The 14,962-nt window shown below is 61.1% G+C and carries 10 protein-coding genes; 8 read left to right on the top strand and 2 right to left on the bottom strand.

Annotated elements, in window-relative coordinates:
• Positions 1-40 precede the first annotated feature (40 nt).
• Positions 41-3,319: a sensor domain-containing protein gene (locus tag HU739_RS08145; RefSeq protein ID WP_186552352.1), complete on the bottom strand. Its 3,279-nt coding sequence runs from the start codon at positions 3,317-3,319 to the stop codon at positions 41-43.
• 68 nt (positions 3,320-3,387) lie between these two features.
• The gene (locus tag HU739_RS08140; RefSeq protein ID WP_186552353.1) at positions 3,388-4,278 is read right to left on the bottom strand and encodes a LysR family transcriptional regulator; all 891 of its coding nucleotides are present in this window, start codon (positions 4,276-4,278) and stop codon (positions 3,388-3,390) included.
• Positions 4,279-4,417: 139 nt separating this feature from the next.
• On the opposite strand from HU739_RS08140, the gene leuC reads away from it, so the two are divergent.
• From leuC to truA, 8 genes are all read left to right on the top strand, one after another.
• Positions 4,418-5,836, top strand: a complete 1,419-nt coding sequence (gene leuC, locus HU739_RS08135) for a 3-isopropylmalate dehydratase large subunit (RefSeq protein ID WP_186552354.1) — start codon at positions 4,418-4,420, stop codon at positions 5,834-5,836.
• 11 nt (positions 5,837-5,847) lie between these two features.
• Positions 5,848-6,492: a 3-isopropylmalate dehydratase small subunit gene (gene leuD, locus HU739_RS08130; RefSeq protein WP_186552355.1), complete on the top strand. Its 645-nt coding sequence runs from the start codon at positions 5,848-5,850 to the stop codon at positions 6,490-6,492.
• A gap of 130 nt (positions 6,493-6,622) precedes the next feature.
• A complete protein-coding gene (locus HU739_RS08125; protein WP_186552356.1) occupies positions 6,623-7,390 on the top strand; it encodes a class I SAM-dependent methyltransferase in 768 nt (255 codons plus the stop codon).
• A 54-nt stretch (positions 7,391-7,444) separates the two neighbouring features.
• A complete protein-coding gene (gene leuB / locus HU739_RS08120; protein ID WP_186552357.1) occupies positions 7,445-8,527 on the top strand; it encodes a 3-isopropylmalate dehydrogenase in 1,083 nt (360 codons plus the stop codon).
• A 66-nt stretch (positions 8,528-8,593) separates the two neighbouring features.
• Positions 8,594-9,706, top strand: coding sequence for an aspartate-semialdehyde dehydrogenase (asd, locus tag HU739_RS08115; RefSeq protein WP_186552358.1), 1,113 nt, complete (start codon positions 8,594-8,596; stop codon positions 9,704-9,706).
• Between the two features lie 256 nt (positions 9,707-9,962).
• Positions 9,963-10,973, top strand: coding sequence for an aspartate-semialdehyde dehydrogenase (locus HU739_RS08110; protein ID WP_186552359.1), 1,011 nt, complete (start codon positions 9,963-9,965; stop codon positions 10,971-10,973).
• Between the two features lie 208 nt (positions 10,974-11,181).
• The gene (locus tag HU739_RS08105; protein ID WP_186552360.1) at positions 11,182-13,809 is read left to right on the top strand and encodes a FimV family protein; all 2,628 of its coding nucleotides are present in this window, start codon (positions 11,182-11,184) and stop codon (positions 13,807-13,809) included.
• Positions 13,810-14,076: 267 nt separating this feature from the next.
• Entirely contained in the window at positions 14,077-14,901 is an 825-nt protein-coding gene (truA, locus tag HU739_RS08100; protein WP_186552368.1) for a tRNA pseudouridine(38-40) synthase TruA, read from the top strand.
• Positions 14,902-14,962 lie beyond the last annotated feature (61 nt).

Genomic DNA, 14,962 nt, shown 5'->3' with positions numbered 1-14,962 from the left:
AGAAGAAGGGCGCCAGTAATGGCGCCCTTTTTTGTGGTCGTTATTTGAGCAACGTCTTTAAGTCCTCCAGCGCCACCGGCCGGCTATGCAAATAGCCCTGATACAAATGGCAGTCCAGCCCCTGCAAGAACGCCAACTGCTCCGGGGTTTCCACGCCCTCGGCAATCACCTCTAGCTCAAGGCTGCGGGCCATCGCGACGATTGCGCGAATGATCTCCGCAACATTGGAGTCGGTGGTCGCGTCGCGAATAAACGACTGGTCGATTTTCAACGTGTCCACCGGTAAGCGCTTCAGATAAGTCAACGACGAATAGCCGGTGCCGAAATCATCCATGGCGAAGCTGACGCCGAGTTTCTTCAAGCGGCGCATTTTGCCGATGGTGTCGTCCAGATTCTGAATGACGATGCCTTCGGTGATCTCCAGTTTCAGCAGCGAGCAGGGCAGGCCGTGGCTGCTCATGCTGTGTTCGATACGCTCGACGAAATCGTTCTGGCGGAACTGCCGCGGGCTGATATTCACGCACAGACTGAAATTCAATGGATCGACCAATTGCAGCGTGATCAGCTGTTTGAACGCCTCGCAGGCTTCATCGAGAATCCACGTGCCGACCTCCAGAATCAGGCCGCTGTCCTCCAGCACCTTGATGAATTCCGTGGGCGACTGTGCGCCGAGTTCCGGGTGGTTCCAGCGCACCAGTGCTTCGGCGCCGATGATGCGGTTATCCCGAGCGTCGACCTGCGGCTGGAAGTGCACATTGAATTCACCGCGCGACAACGCCAGGCGCAGATCGGTCTCCATGCGCAGCCTTTCGCTGGCCGCTTTCTGCATGGTGTTGTGATACATCTGCGTGGTGTTGCGCCCGGAATCCTTGGCCCGGTACAGGGCAATGTCGGCGCGCTTGAGCAAGTCAGTCGGGGTTGAGCCGTGGTCGGGGATCAGCGCCACGCCGATGCTTGGCGTCACTTGCAGGCGCTGGCCGTCGAGGAACATCGGCTCTGAGAGCAGCTCGCGCAGGGTGTCGGCCAGCGCACGGACCTGCGTGCTGACTTCATGGCGCGAGCCCTCCAGGCCACTGAGCAAAACGACGAATTCGTCACCGCCCAGGCGCGCCACGGTGTCTTCCATGCGCACGCTGGCTTCGAGTCGCGCGGTGATGATCTTCAGCACCGTGTCGCCCACCGGGTGGCCGAGCGAGTCGTTGATGTGCTTGAAATGGTCGAGGTCGAGGAACAGCAAGGCCCCGCGCAAATTGTGGCGCTTGAGCAAGGCAATCTGCTGGCTCAGGCGATCCATCAGCAGCGCGCGGTTGGGCAGGTTGGTCAACGGGTCGTGATAGGCGAGGTGGCGAATCTGCGCTTCGGCGTTTTTCAGCAGGCTGACGTCCCGTGCCGTCAGCAACAGGCACGCGGTTTCATTGAGCGTGATCGGCTCGACCGAGACCTCCACCGTCAGCCGTTCGCCACGCTTGTTGCGTCCGAGCATTTCCTGATGGTGCACGCGGCCCTTGATCTGCAATTCGGCGAGCAAGGCCGAGCGCTGTTTTTCTTCGGCCCAGATGCCGACCTGATAGACGGTTTTGCCCAGCACTTCATCGGCGCGATAACCGGTGAGGCGGCAGAACCCGTCGTTGACCTCCAGGTAGCGGCCAGTGTCGCGTTCGGTGATGGTGATTGCGTCGGGGCTGGAGTGAAAGGCCTTGGCGAATTTCTCTTCGCTGGCCTTGAGCGCGGCTTCCGAGCGTTGCTGCTGGGTGATGTCGCGCAGGGTGGTAACGATGCAGGGCAGATCCCCGACGCTGATCTGTCGGCTGGAAATGACGCAGGTCAGCGACTGTCCGTCCTTGTGCTGGACGATGATCGCGACATTGCTCAGGCCTTGCTCGCGGATCACCCGCTCGATGCGTTGCAGACTTTTTGCAGAAGCGTCCCACAGGCCGATTTCCTCGGCGGTATGGCCGATGACGTCGGCGGCGCTCCAGCCGAAGGTCTGGGTAAAACTGGAATTGATCTCGATGAACTCGCCGGTTTCCTGGCGCGTGACGCAGATCGGATCGGGGCTGACCTGAAACAGCGTGGCGAATTTTTCTTCCGAGGCCACCAGGCGCTGTTCGCGCTCGACCTGATCGGTGATGTCCAGCAGCGTGCCGGCCATGCGCAACGGCGCGCCCTTGTCATCGCGATAGAGGCGGGCGCGGCTTTCCAGATAACGCGAGCTGCCGTCCGGCAGTTGCACGCGATACGTCAGCTGGTAATTGCCTGCCGGGCCTTCTCGCAGGCTGCGGTAGGCATCGCGCATGCTGTCGCGTTCCTCGCCCGGTACGCCCTCGAAGAACGCTTCGAAGGATTCGTGAAACGGAATCGGCTCCAGCCCGTGCAATTGCGCCGCCCGCGCCGAGCCATAGAGCATGCCGCTGGGGATGTGCCAGTCCCAAGTGCCGAGTTGTGCCGAGTCCAGCGCCAGATCGAGGCGTTCCTGGCTGTCTTTGAGCGCGAGTTCGGCGGCTTTGCGCTCGGTAGTGTCGAGGAACGTGCTCAGCAGGTACGGCTGGCCTTCAAGTTCGACTTTCTGAGCGCTGAGGATGCCGTCGTGAACCTGGCCGTTGCTGGCACGAAACTGCACTTCCATGCTGACCAGATCGCCCTTGGCCTTGGTTTTTTTCACCAGTTCACCGCGTTGCTCGGGGTGCACCCACAGGCCCAGTTCCAGCGTGGTGCGGCCAATCGCGCTTTGCACTGGCCAGCCGAACAGGCTTTCGAAATACTGATTGGCCTCGCTGATCAGGCCGTCTTCCTGACGGGTCAGCAGCACCATATTCGGGCACAGGTGAAAAAGTGTCGCGAAACGTTTCTCCGAACTGCTCAGGGCTTGCTCGCGTTGACGCTGTTGGGTGATCTCGCGAATCACCCCGATCATCCGCGGGCGCCCGTGTTTGTCCGGCAGCAGGCTGCCGCTGACCTCCAGCCAGTGCAGACTGCCGTCGGGCCAGCGAATGCGATGATGCATCGCTTGTTCCAGCGGCGCGCCGGCAATCACCGCGTGAAAGGCGCGAACGGTCTTCGCACGGTCTTCCGGCGGCAGCAGGTCGAGGTATTCCAGATCCTGCGGCAACGGTTGCCGCGGATCGAAGCCGAACAATGCCTGCGTGCCGCGCGACCAGCTGATCTGCCCGCGCTCGATGTCCCAATACCAGGCGCCGAGCCGGGCGCCATTGAGCGCGGCGAGCAATTGCGGCGCGCTCTCCCAGCTCTGCTCGGAATGACGCGGGTCGATGGCCTGGATGCGCGGCATCGGCGGAATTCGGTCAACAGATTTCGGCATTGATCACGGGCCTTGAGCTGATGTGGGGCGTTAGGCACAAAAACGGTGGTTTCCCGGCGTGGCACAAGTCAGCCCGGAGTCCCTGGCCGATCGATTTGCGCATCCAGCAAGGCCATGAAGGCTTTTGCCGCATTCGACAGCGTCCGTTCGGTGTGCAGGATATAGCCTAGCTGGCGAGTGAGCTGTATGCCCGGCAAAGCGATACTTGCGACCTGATCGTCGAGCATGGTGCGCGGCAGCACGCTCCAGGCCAGGCCGATAGAGACCATCATCTTGATGGTTTCCAGGTAGTTGGTGCTCATGGCGATGTTCGGCGTCAGGCCCTGGGCTTCGAACAGACGCTGCACAATATGGTGGGTAAAGGTGTTGCCGCCGGGGAACACCGCCGGATGCCCGGCAATATCGGCCAGGCTGACGGCGCCGTTATTGATCAGGGAATGTTCCGGGGCGACCACGAAATCCAGCGGGTCGTCCCACACCGGCATCGCATGCACCAGCGCGTGTGGCTCGGGCGCGAGGGTGATGACCGCCAGTTCGGCGCGGCCGTGAAGAATTTCCTCGTAGGCCACTTCCGAATCGAGGAACTGAATATCCAGCGCCACTTTCGGATAACGCCGGGTGAATTCCCTTAATAGAGGGGGCAGGCGGTGCAGGCCTATGTGGTGACTGGTGGCGAGCGTCAGGCGGCCGCCGACTTCGCCGGTCAGATTGGTCAGGGCACGACGCGTGTCGTCCAGCACATTCAGAATCTGATAAGCCCGCGGTAGCAGGGCGCGACCGGCCTCGGTCAGGCCGACTTCCCGGCCCAGCCGGTCGAACAGGCGCACCTTCAATTGCTGCTCGAGACCGGCGATGCGTTTGCTGATCGCCGGTTGCGTCAGGTGCAGGCGTTCGCCGGCACCGGAGAAGCTACCGGTCTCGGCGATGGCGATGAAAGCGTTGAGGTTAGCCAAGTCCATGTCGCATTCCAGTTGGTTATCCAAAGCATGAAAAATATGAATTTGAGTTATTTAATCTAACCCCATAGGATCGGCCTCACAAGCCAAAGGGTTATTGATAAGCCCAGGGCATAGAAACAAGCTGATGAGGAACCGTCTGATGGCCGGCAAAACGCTCTACGACAAGCTCTGGGATTCGCATTTGGTCAAGCAGCGCGACGATGGCTCTGCGCTGATCTACATCGATCGTCACATCATCCACGAAGTGACCTCGCCGCAGGCCTTCGAAGGCCTGCGTCTGGCCGGGCGCAAGCCTTGGCGCATCGATGCCAACATCGCGACCCCGGACCACAACGTACCGACCACGCCGGAGCGCAAGGGCGGCATCGAGGCCATTGCCGATCAGGTTTCGCGTTTGCAGGTGCAGACCCTCGATGACAACTGCGATGAGTACGGCATCGTCGAGTTCAAGATGAACGACGTGCGCCAGGGCATCGTCCACGTCATCAGCCCGGAGCAGGGCGCGACCTTGCCAGGCATGACCGTGGTCTGCGGCGACTCGCACACCTCGACCCACGGCGCATTCGGTGCGCTGGCCCACGGTATCGGCACTTCCGAGGTCGAACACGTCCTCGCCACCCAGTGCCTGGTCGCCAAGAAAATGAAAAACATGCTGGTGCGCGTCGAAGGCCAATTGCCGTTCGGCGTGACCGCCAAGGACATCGTCCTCGCGGTGATCGGCAAGATCGGCACCGCCGGTGGTAACGGCCACGCCATCGAATTTGCCGGCAGCGCGATTCGCGATTTGTCCGTCGAAGGCCGCATGACCATCTGCAACATGTCCATTGAGGCCGGCGCCCGCGTAGGCCTGGTGGCGGCGGACCAAAAGACCATCGACTACGTCAAGGGCCGCCCGTTCGCGCCAAAAGGCGAGCAGTGGGACATGGCCGTCGAAGCCTGGAAAGATCTGGTCTCCGACGCCGATGCCAAATTCGACACGGTGGTTGAGCTGGACGCGGCGCAAATCAAGCCACAAGTCAGTTGGGGCACTTCCCCGGAGATGGTCTTGGCCGTTGATCAGAACGTGCCGGATCCGGCCAAGGAGATGGATCTGGTCAAGCGCGACTCGATCGTCCGCGCCCTGAAATACATGGGGTTGACCGCCAATCAGGCGATCACCGACATCCAGCTCGATCGCGTGTTTATCGGCTCTTGCACCAACTCGCGGATCGAAGATCTGCGCGCCGCTGCGGTGATCGCCAAGGGCCGCAAGGTTGCCGCGACCATCAAGCAGGCCATCGTCGTGCCGGGCTCGGGCCTGGTGAAGGCCCAGGCTGAAGCCGAAGGTCTGGACAAGATTTTCCTCGAAGCCGGTTTCGAATGGCGTGAGCCAGGGTGCTCGATGTGTCTGGCGATGAACCCGGACCGCCTGGAGTCCGGCGAGCATTGCGCCTCGACGTCCAACCGTAACTTCGAAGGCCGTCAGGGTGCCGGTGGCCGTACCCACCTCGTCAGCCCGGCCATGGCCGCGGCGGCCGCAGTGAACGGTCGTTTCATCGACGTTCGTGAATTGATCTGAAGGAGCGCAGCATGAAAGCTTTTACCCAGCACACTGGTCTCGTCGCGCCTCTGGATCGTGCCAACGTCGACACCGACCAGATCATTCCAAAGCAGTTTTTGAAGTCGATCAAGCGCACCGGTTTCGGTCCGAACCTGTTCGATGAATGGCGATACCTGGATGTCGGCCAGCCGTATCAGGACAACTCCAAACGTCCGCTGAACAAGGATTTCGTCCTCAACGCCGAGCGTTATCAAGGCGCCAGCGTGTTGCTGGCCCGCGAGAACTTCGGCTGCGGCTCCAGCCGTGAACACGCGCCGTGGGCGCTGGAAGAGTACGGTTTCCGCAGCATCATCGCGCCGAGCTATGCCGACATCTTCTTCAACAACAGTTTCAAGAACGGCTTGCTGCCGATCATCCTCAGCGACGCAGAAGTTGATGAACTGTTTAAACAGGTTGAGGCCGAGCCGGGTTATCAATTGCAGATCGACCTGCAAGCGCAGACCGTGATCCGCCCGGATGGCAAGGTGTACAGCTTCGAGATCGATGCGTTTCGCAAGCATTGCCTGCTCAACGGTCTGGACGATATCGGCCTGACCTTGCAGGACGGCGATGCGATTGCGACGTTCGAGGCCAAACATCGGGTTAGTCAGCCGTGGTTGTTTCGCGACGCTTGATTTGCTTATGGCGAATGACGCCATCGCGAGCAGGCGAAGGCCTACATTTGAAATGCGTTCCCCCTGTAGGAGTGAGCCTGCTCGCGATGAGGCCCTCCAACGCAACAAAAAATTGAAAAGGATGTGACCCATGACCAGCACCGCCCAGCACACCCAGGTCGTCCAGAAGCAATTCGGCGAACAGGCCGCCGCTTACCTGAGCAGCGCCGTTCACGCCCAAGGCCGCGAACTCGCACTGCTACAGGCTGAGCTGGCCGGGCAGGGCGAGGCGCGGGTACTGGACCTGGGTTGCGGCGCCGGTCATGTGAGTTTTCATGTGGCGTCGCTGGTCAGGGAAGTGGTGGCGTATGACCTGTCGCAGCAGATGCTCGACGTGGTCGCCGCTGCTGCGGTTGATCGCGGCCTGGATAACATCGTCACGGTCCACGGCGCCGCGGAGCGCTTGCCGTTCGCCGACGGCGAGTTCGATTTTGTGTTCAGCCGTTATTCGGCGCATCACTGGAGCGATCTCGGCCTGGCCCTGCGCGAAGTGCGCCGTGTATTGAAACCGGGCGGCGTGGCGGCGTTCGTCGACGTGTTGTCACCGGGCAGTCCATTGCTCGACACTTACCTGCAAAGCGTCGAAGTGCTGCGTGACACCAGTCATGTGCGCAATTACTCCGGCGCCGAATGGCTGCGCCAGGTCAGCGAAGCGGGCCTGCATGTGCGCAGCACTTCGCGCCAACGCCTGCATCTGGAATACAGCAGTTGGGTCGAGCGCATGCGCACCCCAGAGGTGATGCGCGCGGCGATCCGCCAGTTGCAGCAATCGATGGGCAATGAAGTACGCGAATATTTCGAGATTGCGGCCGATGGTTCGTTCAGCACCGATGTGCTGGTACTGATGGCCGAACGATAAGCATTTTTCCGGGCGCGTCGTGATGGGCGCACCGACTGAAGACATGAGGAAAGCATGAGCAAGCAGATTATGATTCTCCCAGGTGACGGTATTGGCCCGGAAATCATGGCCGAAGCGGTCAAGGTGCTGGAGCTGGCCAACGACAAGTACAGCCTGGGCTTCGAACTGAGCCACGACGTGATCGGTGGCGCCGCCATCGACAAGCACGGCGTGCCGCTGGCCGACGAAACCCTCGATCGTGCCCGCGCTGCCGATGCCGTGCTGCTGGGCGCGGTCGGCGGTCCGAAATGGGACACCATCGAGCGTGACATCCGCCCTGAACGCGGCCTGCTGAAGATCCGTGCGCAACTGGGCCTGTTCGGCAACCTGCGCCCGGCGATTCTGTACCCGCAACTGGCTGAGGCATCGAGCCTGAAGGCGGAAATCGTTGCCGGTCTGGATATCCTCATCGTGCGTGAACTGACCGGTGGTATCTACTTCGGCGCACCGCGTGGCACCCGTACCCTGGACAACGGCGAGCGTCAGTCCTACGACACTCTGCCGTACAGCGAGAGCGAGATCCGTCGCATCGCCCGCGTCGGTTTCGACATGGCCATGGTCCGCGGCAAAAAGCTCTGCTCGGTGGACAAGGCCAACGTGCTGGCGTCCAGCCAGTTGTGGCGTGAAGTGGTCGAGCAGGTCGCCAAGGATTACCCGCAAGTCGAACTGAGCCACATGTACGTCGACAACGCCGCCATGCAACTGGTGCGCGCGCCGAAGCAGTTCGACGTGATCGTCACCGACAACCTGTTCGGCGACATTCTGTCCGACGAAGCGTCGATGCTCACCGGTTCCATCGGCATGCTGCCGTCGGCTTCGCTGGATGCCAACAACAAGGGCATGTACGAGCCGTGCCACGGTTCGGCGCCAGACATCGCCGGCCAAGGTATCGCCAACCCGTTGGCGACGATCCTGTCGGTGTCGATGATGCTGCGTTACAGCTTCAATCTGCACGACGCGGCCGATGCCATCGAAAAAGCCGTCAGCGTGGTGCTCGATCAAGGGCTGCGCACGGGCGACATTTATTCGCCCGGTTGCACCAAAGTCGGTACGCAGGAAATGGGCGACGCAGTAGTCGCCGCGCTGCGGAATCTGTAATCTCTCGGGCCCGCTGCGAAATTCAATACAAAGCAGCGGCCCACTTTTCAAGAAGGTGTAGTTGCGATGAAACGTGTAGGTCTGATCGGTTGGCGCGGGATGGTCGGTTCCGTGCTCATGCAGCGGATGCTGGAAGAGCAGGATTTCGATCTTATCGAGCCGGTGTTTTTCACCACGTCCAATGTCGGTGGCCAAGGCCCGTCCGTGGGCAAGGACATTGCTCCGCTCAAGGACGCTTACAGCATTGACGAGCTGAAGACCCTCGACGTGATCCTGACCTGCCAGGGCGGCGACTACACCAGCGAAGTGTTCCCGAAACTGCGCGAAGCCGGCTGGCAAGGTTACTGGATCGACGCGGCGTCGAGCCTGCGCATGAACGATGACGCGGTGATCATTCTCGATCCGGTCAACCGCAAGGTCATCGATCAGCAACTCGATGCAGGCACCAGGAACTACATCGGCGGCAACTGCACCGTCAGCCTGATGCTGATGGGCCTGGGCGGTCTGTTCGAAGCCGGTCTGGTCGAGTGGATGAGCGCCATGACTTATCAGGCGGCCTCCGGTGCCGGCGCGCAGAACATGCGTGAACTGATCAAGCAGATGGGCGCGACCCACGCCGCTGTCGCCGATCAACTGGCCGACCCGGCCAGCGCGATCCTCGACATCGACCGTCGTGTAGCCGAGGCCATGCGCAGCGACGCGTACCCGACCGAGAACTTCGGTGTGCCGCTGGCCGGCAGCCTGATCCCGTGGATCGACAAGGAACTGCCGAACGGCCAGAGCCGCGAAGAGTGGAAGGCCCAGGCCGAGACCAACAAGATCCTCGGTCGCTTCAAGAGCCCGATCCCGGTCGACGGCATCTGCGTGCGCATCGGCGCCATGCGTTGCCACAGCCAGGCGCTGACCATCAAGCTGAACAAAGACGTACCGATCGCCGATATCGAAGGGCTGATCAGCCAGCACAACCCGTGGGTCAAACTGGTGCCGAACAACCGCGACATCAGCATGCAGGAGCTGAGCCCGACCAAGGTCACCGGCACCCTGAATGTACCGGTCGGTCGTTTGCGCAAGCTGAACATGGGTTCGCAATTCGTCGGTGCCTTCACCGTTGGCGACCAGCTGCTGTGGGGCGCGGCCGAACCGCTGCGCCGCATGCTGCGGATCCTGCTGGAGCGTTGATCGCTTGAAGCAATGAAAGAGCCCGTGCCTTGTGAGAGGTGCGGGTTTTTTTTGCGCAATGATCGTTCCCATGCTCCGCGTGGGAATGCATCCCGGGACGCTCTGCGTCCCTTCCAAAGCCGAACGCGGAGCGTCCGTTGAGGCATTCCCACGCAGAGCGTGGGAACGATCGGTACGCCGCAAATATCGCGGAAATTGCCTGCACGCCAACCACCCGGTAAAGTGCCGCTCCCCCCGTTTTGCCAGAGGTAGCTTCATGACCCAGACTTTCGATATCGCCGTTGTCGGCGCCACCGGTACTGTCGGCGAAACCCTCGTACAGATTCTCGAAGAGCGCAATTTCCCGGTGGGCAACCTGCATTTGCTGGCCAGCAGCGAGTCCGCCGGCAGTTCGGTGCTGTTCCGCAACAAAAACGTGCGCGTGCGCGAAGTCGACGAGTTCGATTTTGCCAAGGTCAAACTGGTGTTTTTCGCCGCCGGCCCGGCCATCACCCTGAGCTATGCGCCTCGCGTCCATGCTGCCGGTTGTTCGTTGATCGATTTGTCTGGCGCCTTGCCGGCCGATCAGGCGCCGCAAGTGGTGCCGGAAGCCAACGCCAGCGTGCTCGCCGGCCTGACAGCGCCGTTCCAGGTCAGCAGCCCGAGCCCGTCGGCCACTTCGCTCGCCGTGGTACTGGCGCCGTTGCTCGCCCTGATCGACCTGCAATACGTCAACGTCACCGCCAACCTGGCCGTTTCCGCCCAAGGGCGCGAAGCTGTTGCCGAACTGGCGCGGCAAACCGCCGAGCTGCTGAACATGCGTCCGCTGGAGCCGACTTTCTTCGACCGGCAGATGGCGTTCAACCTGCTGGCTCAGGTCGGCACGCCCGACGCTCAAGGCCATACGCTGCTGGAAAAACGTCTGGTGCGCGAGTTGCGTCAGGTGCTGGCATTGCCTTTATTGAAGATTTCCGCAACTTGTGTTCAAGCCCCGGTGTTTTTTGGCGATAGCTTTAGCGTGACCTTGCAGTCAACAACGGCTGTTGACCTGCAAAAAATCAATGCTGCGCTGGAAGCCGCGCCCGGCATCGAACTGGTCGACGCTGGCGATTACCCGACCGCCGTTGGCGATGCGGTGGGGCAGGACGTGGTCTACGTCGGCCGCGTGCGCAGTGGTGTCGACGACCCGGCGGAACTAAATCTGTGGCTGACGTCAGATAACGTACGCAAGGGCGCCGCGCTCAACGCGGTGCAGGTGGCTGAGTTGTTGATAAAAGACCTGCTGTAAAAGATACTTGGCAACAATTTGTCGACTGATTCTAGGTGAGCGCTATGCTTGCCCGAAGCACTTGATAACGTGTCACTCTCCGGGACTTTCCGGGGCATCAAAGAAATGATCGCGCGCGACGGCTGTCGTCGTTGCGCGCAATGCCTTACGGCAGCGGTATTCAACATCTTCTCGCTGGCCGAGGAACGTTCAAACAAAGGATGAGGCTATGGTTCAAGTTCGCAAACTGGTGTTAGCAATAGCGGCCGCCTCGGCGCTGTCCTCCGGTATGGCGCATGCCCTCGGGCTCGGGGAGCTGACCCTGAAGTCGACCCTGAACCAGCCGCTGGTGGCTGAAATCGAGCTGCTCGATGTCAAGGATCTCACCGCTGCCGAAGTGGTGCCGAGCCTGGCTTCACCTGAAGATTTCGCCAAGGCCGGCGTTGATCGTCAGGCTTTCCTCAATGACCTGACGTTCACTCCGGTGCTCAACACCGGCGGCAAAAGCGTGCTGCGCGTGACCTCGAGTCAGCCGCTGTCGGAACCGATGGTGAAATTTCTCGTGCAGGTGATGTGGCCGAATGGCCGTCTGCTGCGTGATTACAGCGTGCTGCTGGACCCGTCGAAGTTCTCGCCGCAGGCCGCTGACGCCGCCGCGCAACCGGCGCCGTCGTCGACCATCGCCGCGCCGACCACGGGCGCCACCCATCGCAATCAATACACCACCACGCCGCGCGACACCCTGTGGGAAATCGCGGCGAAGGCGCGCAACGGCGGTTCGGTGCAGCAGACCATGCTGGCGATTCAGGCGCTCAATCCGAATGCGTTTATCGACGGCAACATCAACCGTCTGAAAACCGGGCAGGTGCTGCGCCTGCCGGACCCGGTGCAAAGCACGGCGCTGCCACAGTCGGCCGCCATCGCTGAAGTGGCGGCTCAGAACGAGGCCTGGCGTCAGGGTCGTCGTTACGTGGCCAAGCCTGGTACCGGTCAGCAGCAGCTTGATGCAACCAATCGCGGCCGTGGCAATGCCGGCGCGGCGCCCAACACGCAGGACAACCTGAGCCTGGTGTCGGCCGAAAGTGCCAAGCCGGGCGCAAAAGGTCCGGCGGGCGATGCCAAGGCGCTGAGCAACAAACTGGCGATCACTCAGGAAAACCTCGACACGACCCGTCGTGACAACGAGGAACTGAAAAGCCGCATGGCCGATCTGCAGAGCCAGTTGGACAAGCTGCAAAAGCTGATCGAGCTGAAGAACAATCAATTGGCGAAGATGCAGGCGCAAGGGGCAGGTGCTGCACCAGGCGACGCTGCCGCAGTGCCAGCGGTTCCGGCGATCACCGCCGAATTGGCCGCCACGCCACCGGCAACGCCAGCAGAAGCGGCACCGACACCGGAATCGGCGATTGCACCCCCCGTCGATACGCCGGTTGAGCCGGCTGCTGAACCGAAACCGCCTGTCGATGAAGAGAAAACCTTCAACGAACTGCTGACCAATCCGATCCTGCTGGGGCTGATCGGTGGCGGTGCCGTCGTTCTGCTGCTCTTGCTGTTGCTGCTGGCGCGTCGCCGCAAAGCCCAGCAAGAAGCCGAAAAACATCTGCGTATGGCCCGCGCGCTGGCAGAAGAGCAGACGTTCTCTGCCGAGCAGGATCTGCCTGAGAGCAGTTTCGAAGGCCTGGAAACCCCGGCTGCGAGCGTCAAGCTCAATACCCCGGCGCCAGCGCCAACACCTGCTCCGGTCGTAACGCCGGTGGTCATGGCCGAACCGATCGCCGCGCCGCTGGTGGCGCCGGCCGCCGAGCGTTCCGATGACGTACTCGACAAGGCTCAGTCGCATATCAACGCCGGTCGTTTGAATCAGGCTGCCGCACTGCTGGAAGAGGGCGTCAGCCTGGAGCCGCAGCGCAGCGATCTGCGCCTGAAGCTGATGGAAGTCTATGGTCAGCAGGGCGATCGCGATGCGTTCGTCGGCCAGGAGCGTCAGTTGGTAGCCAATGGCGACAACTTCGCCAAGGTCGAAGCGCTGAAAAGCCGCTTCCCGGCCATGGCCGTGGTTGCTGCCGGTGGGCTGGCTGCGGCTGCCGTCGCCGCCGAGCTGGACGCGCAATACGTCAAGGATCTTCTGCAGGACGAGCCAGAGGCGCCCGAGGCTGCCGCTGACGGCCTCGACACCGCTTTTGATCTGAGCCTGGACGATCTCGACAACATCACGCCGGTAGTTCCTGCTCCGGTGATTGAACCAGAAGCGCCGGTCGAGCTGGATGCGTTTCCGGCCGAAGACGATCTGAGCTTCGAATCGGTGCTGCAACAGCAAACCGAGGTGAAGGACAATCTGGACGATCTGTCGGATTTCGACCTGGATCTGGACCTTGGTGCAGAGCCATCGCCGTCCACCCTGGCGGAAGATGACTTCCTGCTGGATCTGGACGAGGGCGTGAAAGATCTGCCACCCGTCGAGGCGCCGGTCGTCGCTGACGTACCGCAGGACGATCTGGAGTTGCCGGATGATTTTGATTTGTCGCTGGCGGACGAAATGGACAGCCATCCAGCCGCCGAGCCGGATGCCTTTGCGGCTGAACTGGATGACGTCAACGCTGAGCTGGATCGTCTGTCGCAAAGCATTGCCGAGCCGACCTTTACCGAAGCGGACGCGGCGCTGGGCGATGATTTGGGTGAAGATGATTTCGACTTCCTTGCCGGCACCGACGAAGCCGCCACCAAGCTCGATCTGGCCCAGGCCTACATCGACATGGGTGACGCCGACGGCGCACGCGACATCCTCAACGAAGTGTTGACCGAGGGTGACGAGAAACAGCGTGGCGAGGCCAAGGAAATGCTGTCCAACCTGGCATAAGTTCAGCGCTAAACAGAAGCGGCAGCCCGGTGAGGCTGCCGTTTTTGTTTTTGCCCTTTTCAGTCGCGTTCGAAAGATTGCTATCGCGAGCAGGCTCACTCCTACAGTTGAAATGCATACCCCTTGTAGGAGTGAGCCTGCTCGCGATGGGGCCCGATTCGCCGATAGAGAACTCTGGCATCCCCAGCCCACCGCCTTATAATGCCCGCCTTTGCAAAATCAGCAGGCTGTCCCACCTTGGCAAACATAGATAACCCGGTCGCCGAAATGGCTCCCGACGGCTTTTACCGCGTTGCGCTGGGCGTTGAGTACAAAGGCTCGCGCTACAGCGGCTGGCAGCGTCAGCTGACCGGCGTGGCGACGGTGCAGGAAGAGCTTGAAAAAGCTTTGTCGAAAGTCGCCAACTCGCCAGTTTCCCTGCAGTGCGCCGGGCGCACCGACGCTGGCGTGCATGCCTGCGGACAAGTGGTGCATTTCGACACTCAGGTTGATCGTTCGCTGAAAGCCTGGGTGATGGGCGCCAATATCAATCTGCCCCACGACATCAGCGTCAGTTGGGCCAAGGTCATGCCGGCGCATTTTCACGCGCGCTTCAAGGCGATCGCGCGGCGTTATCGCTACGTGATCTACAACGATCAGATCCGCCCGGCGCATCTGAACGAAGAAATCACCTGGAATCACCGCCCGCTTGATGTCGAGCGCATGGCCGAGGCCGCGCAATACCTGATCGGTACCCATGATTTCAGTGCCTTTCGCGCCGGTCAGTGCCAGGCTAAGTCGCCGATCAAGAAGATGCACCATCTACGCGTGACCCGGCACGGCAAAATGATTGTGCTCGACATTCGCGCCAACGCCTTTCTGCATCACATGGTGCGCAATATTGCCGGGGTGCTGATGACCATCGGTGCCGGCGAGCGCCCCGTGGAGTGGATGAAAGAAGTGCTGGAAAGTCGTGAGCGCCGCTCCGGTGGTGTAACAGCGCATCCTTACGGGCTGTATCTGGTGCAAGTTGAGTATCACGACGAGTTCCCGCTGCCGGAGCGCTTTATCGGGCCACATTTCCTTACGGGTTTCTCCGAACTTGACGGCTGACGCCCTTCAGCGCTTTTGTTACCATCCGGAACTTTCCCGGATTTTGCTTGAGGGTTTTCAC

The sequence above is a fragment of the Pseudomonas hamedanensis genome (genome assembly GCF_014268595.2).
GTDB classification, from domain to species: Bacteria; Pseudomonadota; Gammaproteobacteria; order Pseudomonadales; family Pseudomonadaceae; genus Aquipseudomonas; species Aquipseudomonas hamedanensis.
The sequence above is the reverse complement of the archived record's forward strand: the minus strand, read 5'-3'. Positions and strand labels throughout refer to the sequence as shown.

Bases quoted from the DNA above. Each gene is read 5' to 3' on its own strand.
- leuC (WP_186552354.1), top strand. From the start codon at position 4,418: ATGGCCGGCAAAACGCTCTACGACAAGCTCTGGGATTCGCATTTGGTC.
- asd (WP_186552358.1), top strand. From the start codon at position 8,594: ATGAAACGTGTAGGTCTGATCGGTTGGCGCGGGATGGTCGGTTCCGTG.
- HU739_RS08110 (WP_186552359.1), top strand. From the start codon at position 9,963: ATGACCCAGACTTTCGATATCGCCGTTGTCGGCGCCACCGGTACTGTC.
- HU739_RS08145 (WP_186552352.1), bottom strand. From the start codon at position 3,319: ATGCCGAAATCTGTTGACCGAATTCCGCCGATGCCGCGCATCCAGGCC.
- leuD (WP_186552355.1), top strand. From the start codon at position 5,848: ATGAAAGCTTTTACCCAGCACACTGGTCTCGTCGCGCCTCTGGATCGT.
- HU739_RS08105 (WP_186552360.1), top strand. From the start codon at position 11,182: ATGGTTCAAGTTCGCAAACTGGTGTTAGCAATAGCGGCCGCCTCGGCG.
- HU739_RS08140 (WP_186552353.1), bottom strand. From the start codon at position 4,278: ATGGACTTGGCTAACCTCAACGCTTTCATCGCCATCGCCGAGACCGGT.
- leuB (WP_186552357.1), top strand. From the start codon at position 7,445: ATGAGCAAGCAGATTATGATTCTCCCAGGTGACGGTATTGGCCCGGAA.
- truA (WP_186552368.1), top strand. From the start codon at position 14,077: ATGGCTCCCGACGGCTTTTACCGCGTTGCGCTGGGCGTTGAGTACAAA.
- HU739_RS08125 (WP_186552356.1), top strand. From the start codon at position 6,623: ATGACCAGCACCGCCCAGCACACCCAGGTCGTCCAGAAGCAATTCGGC.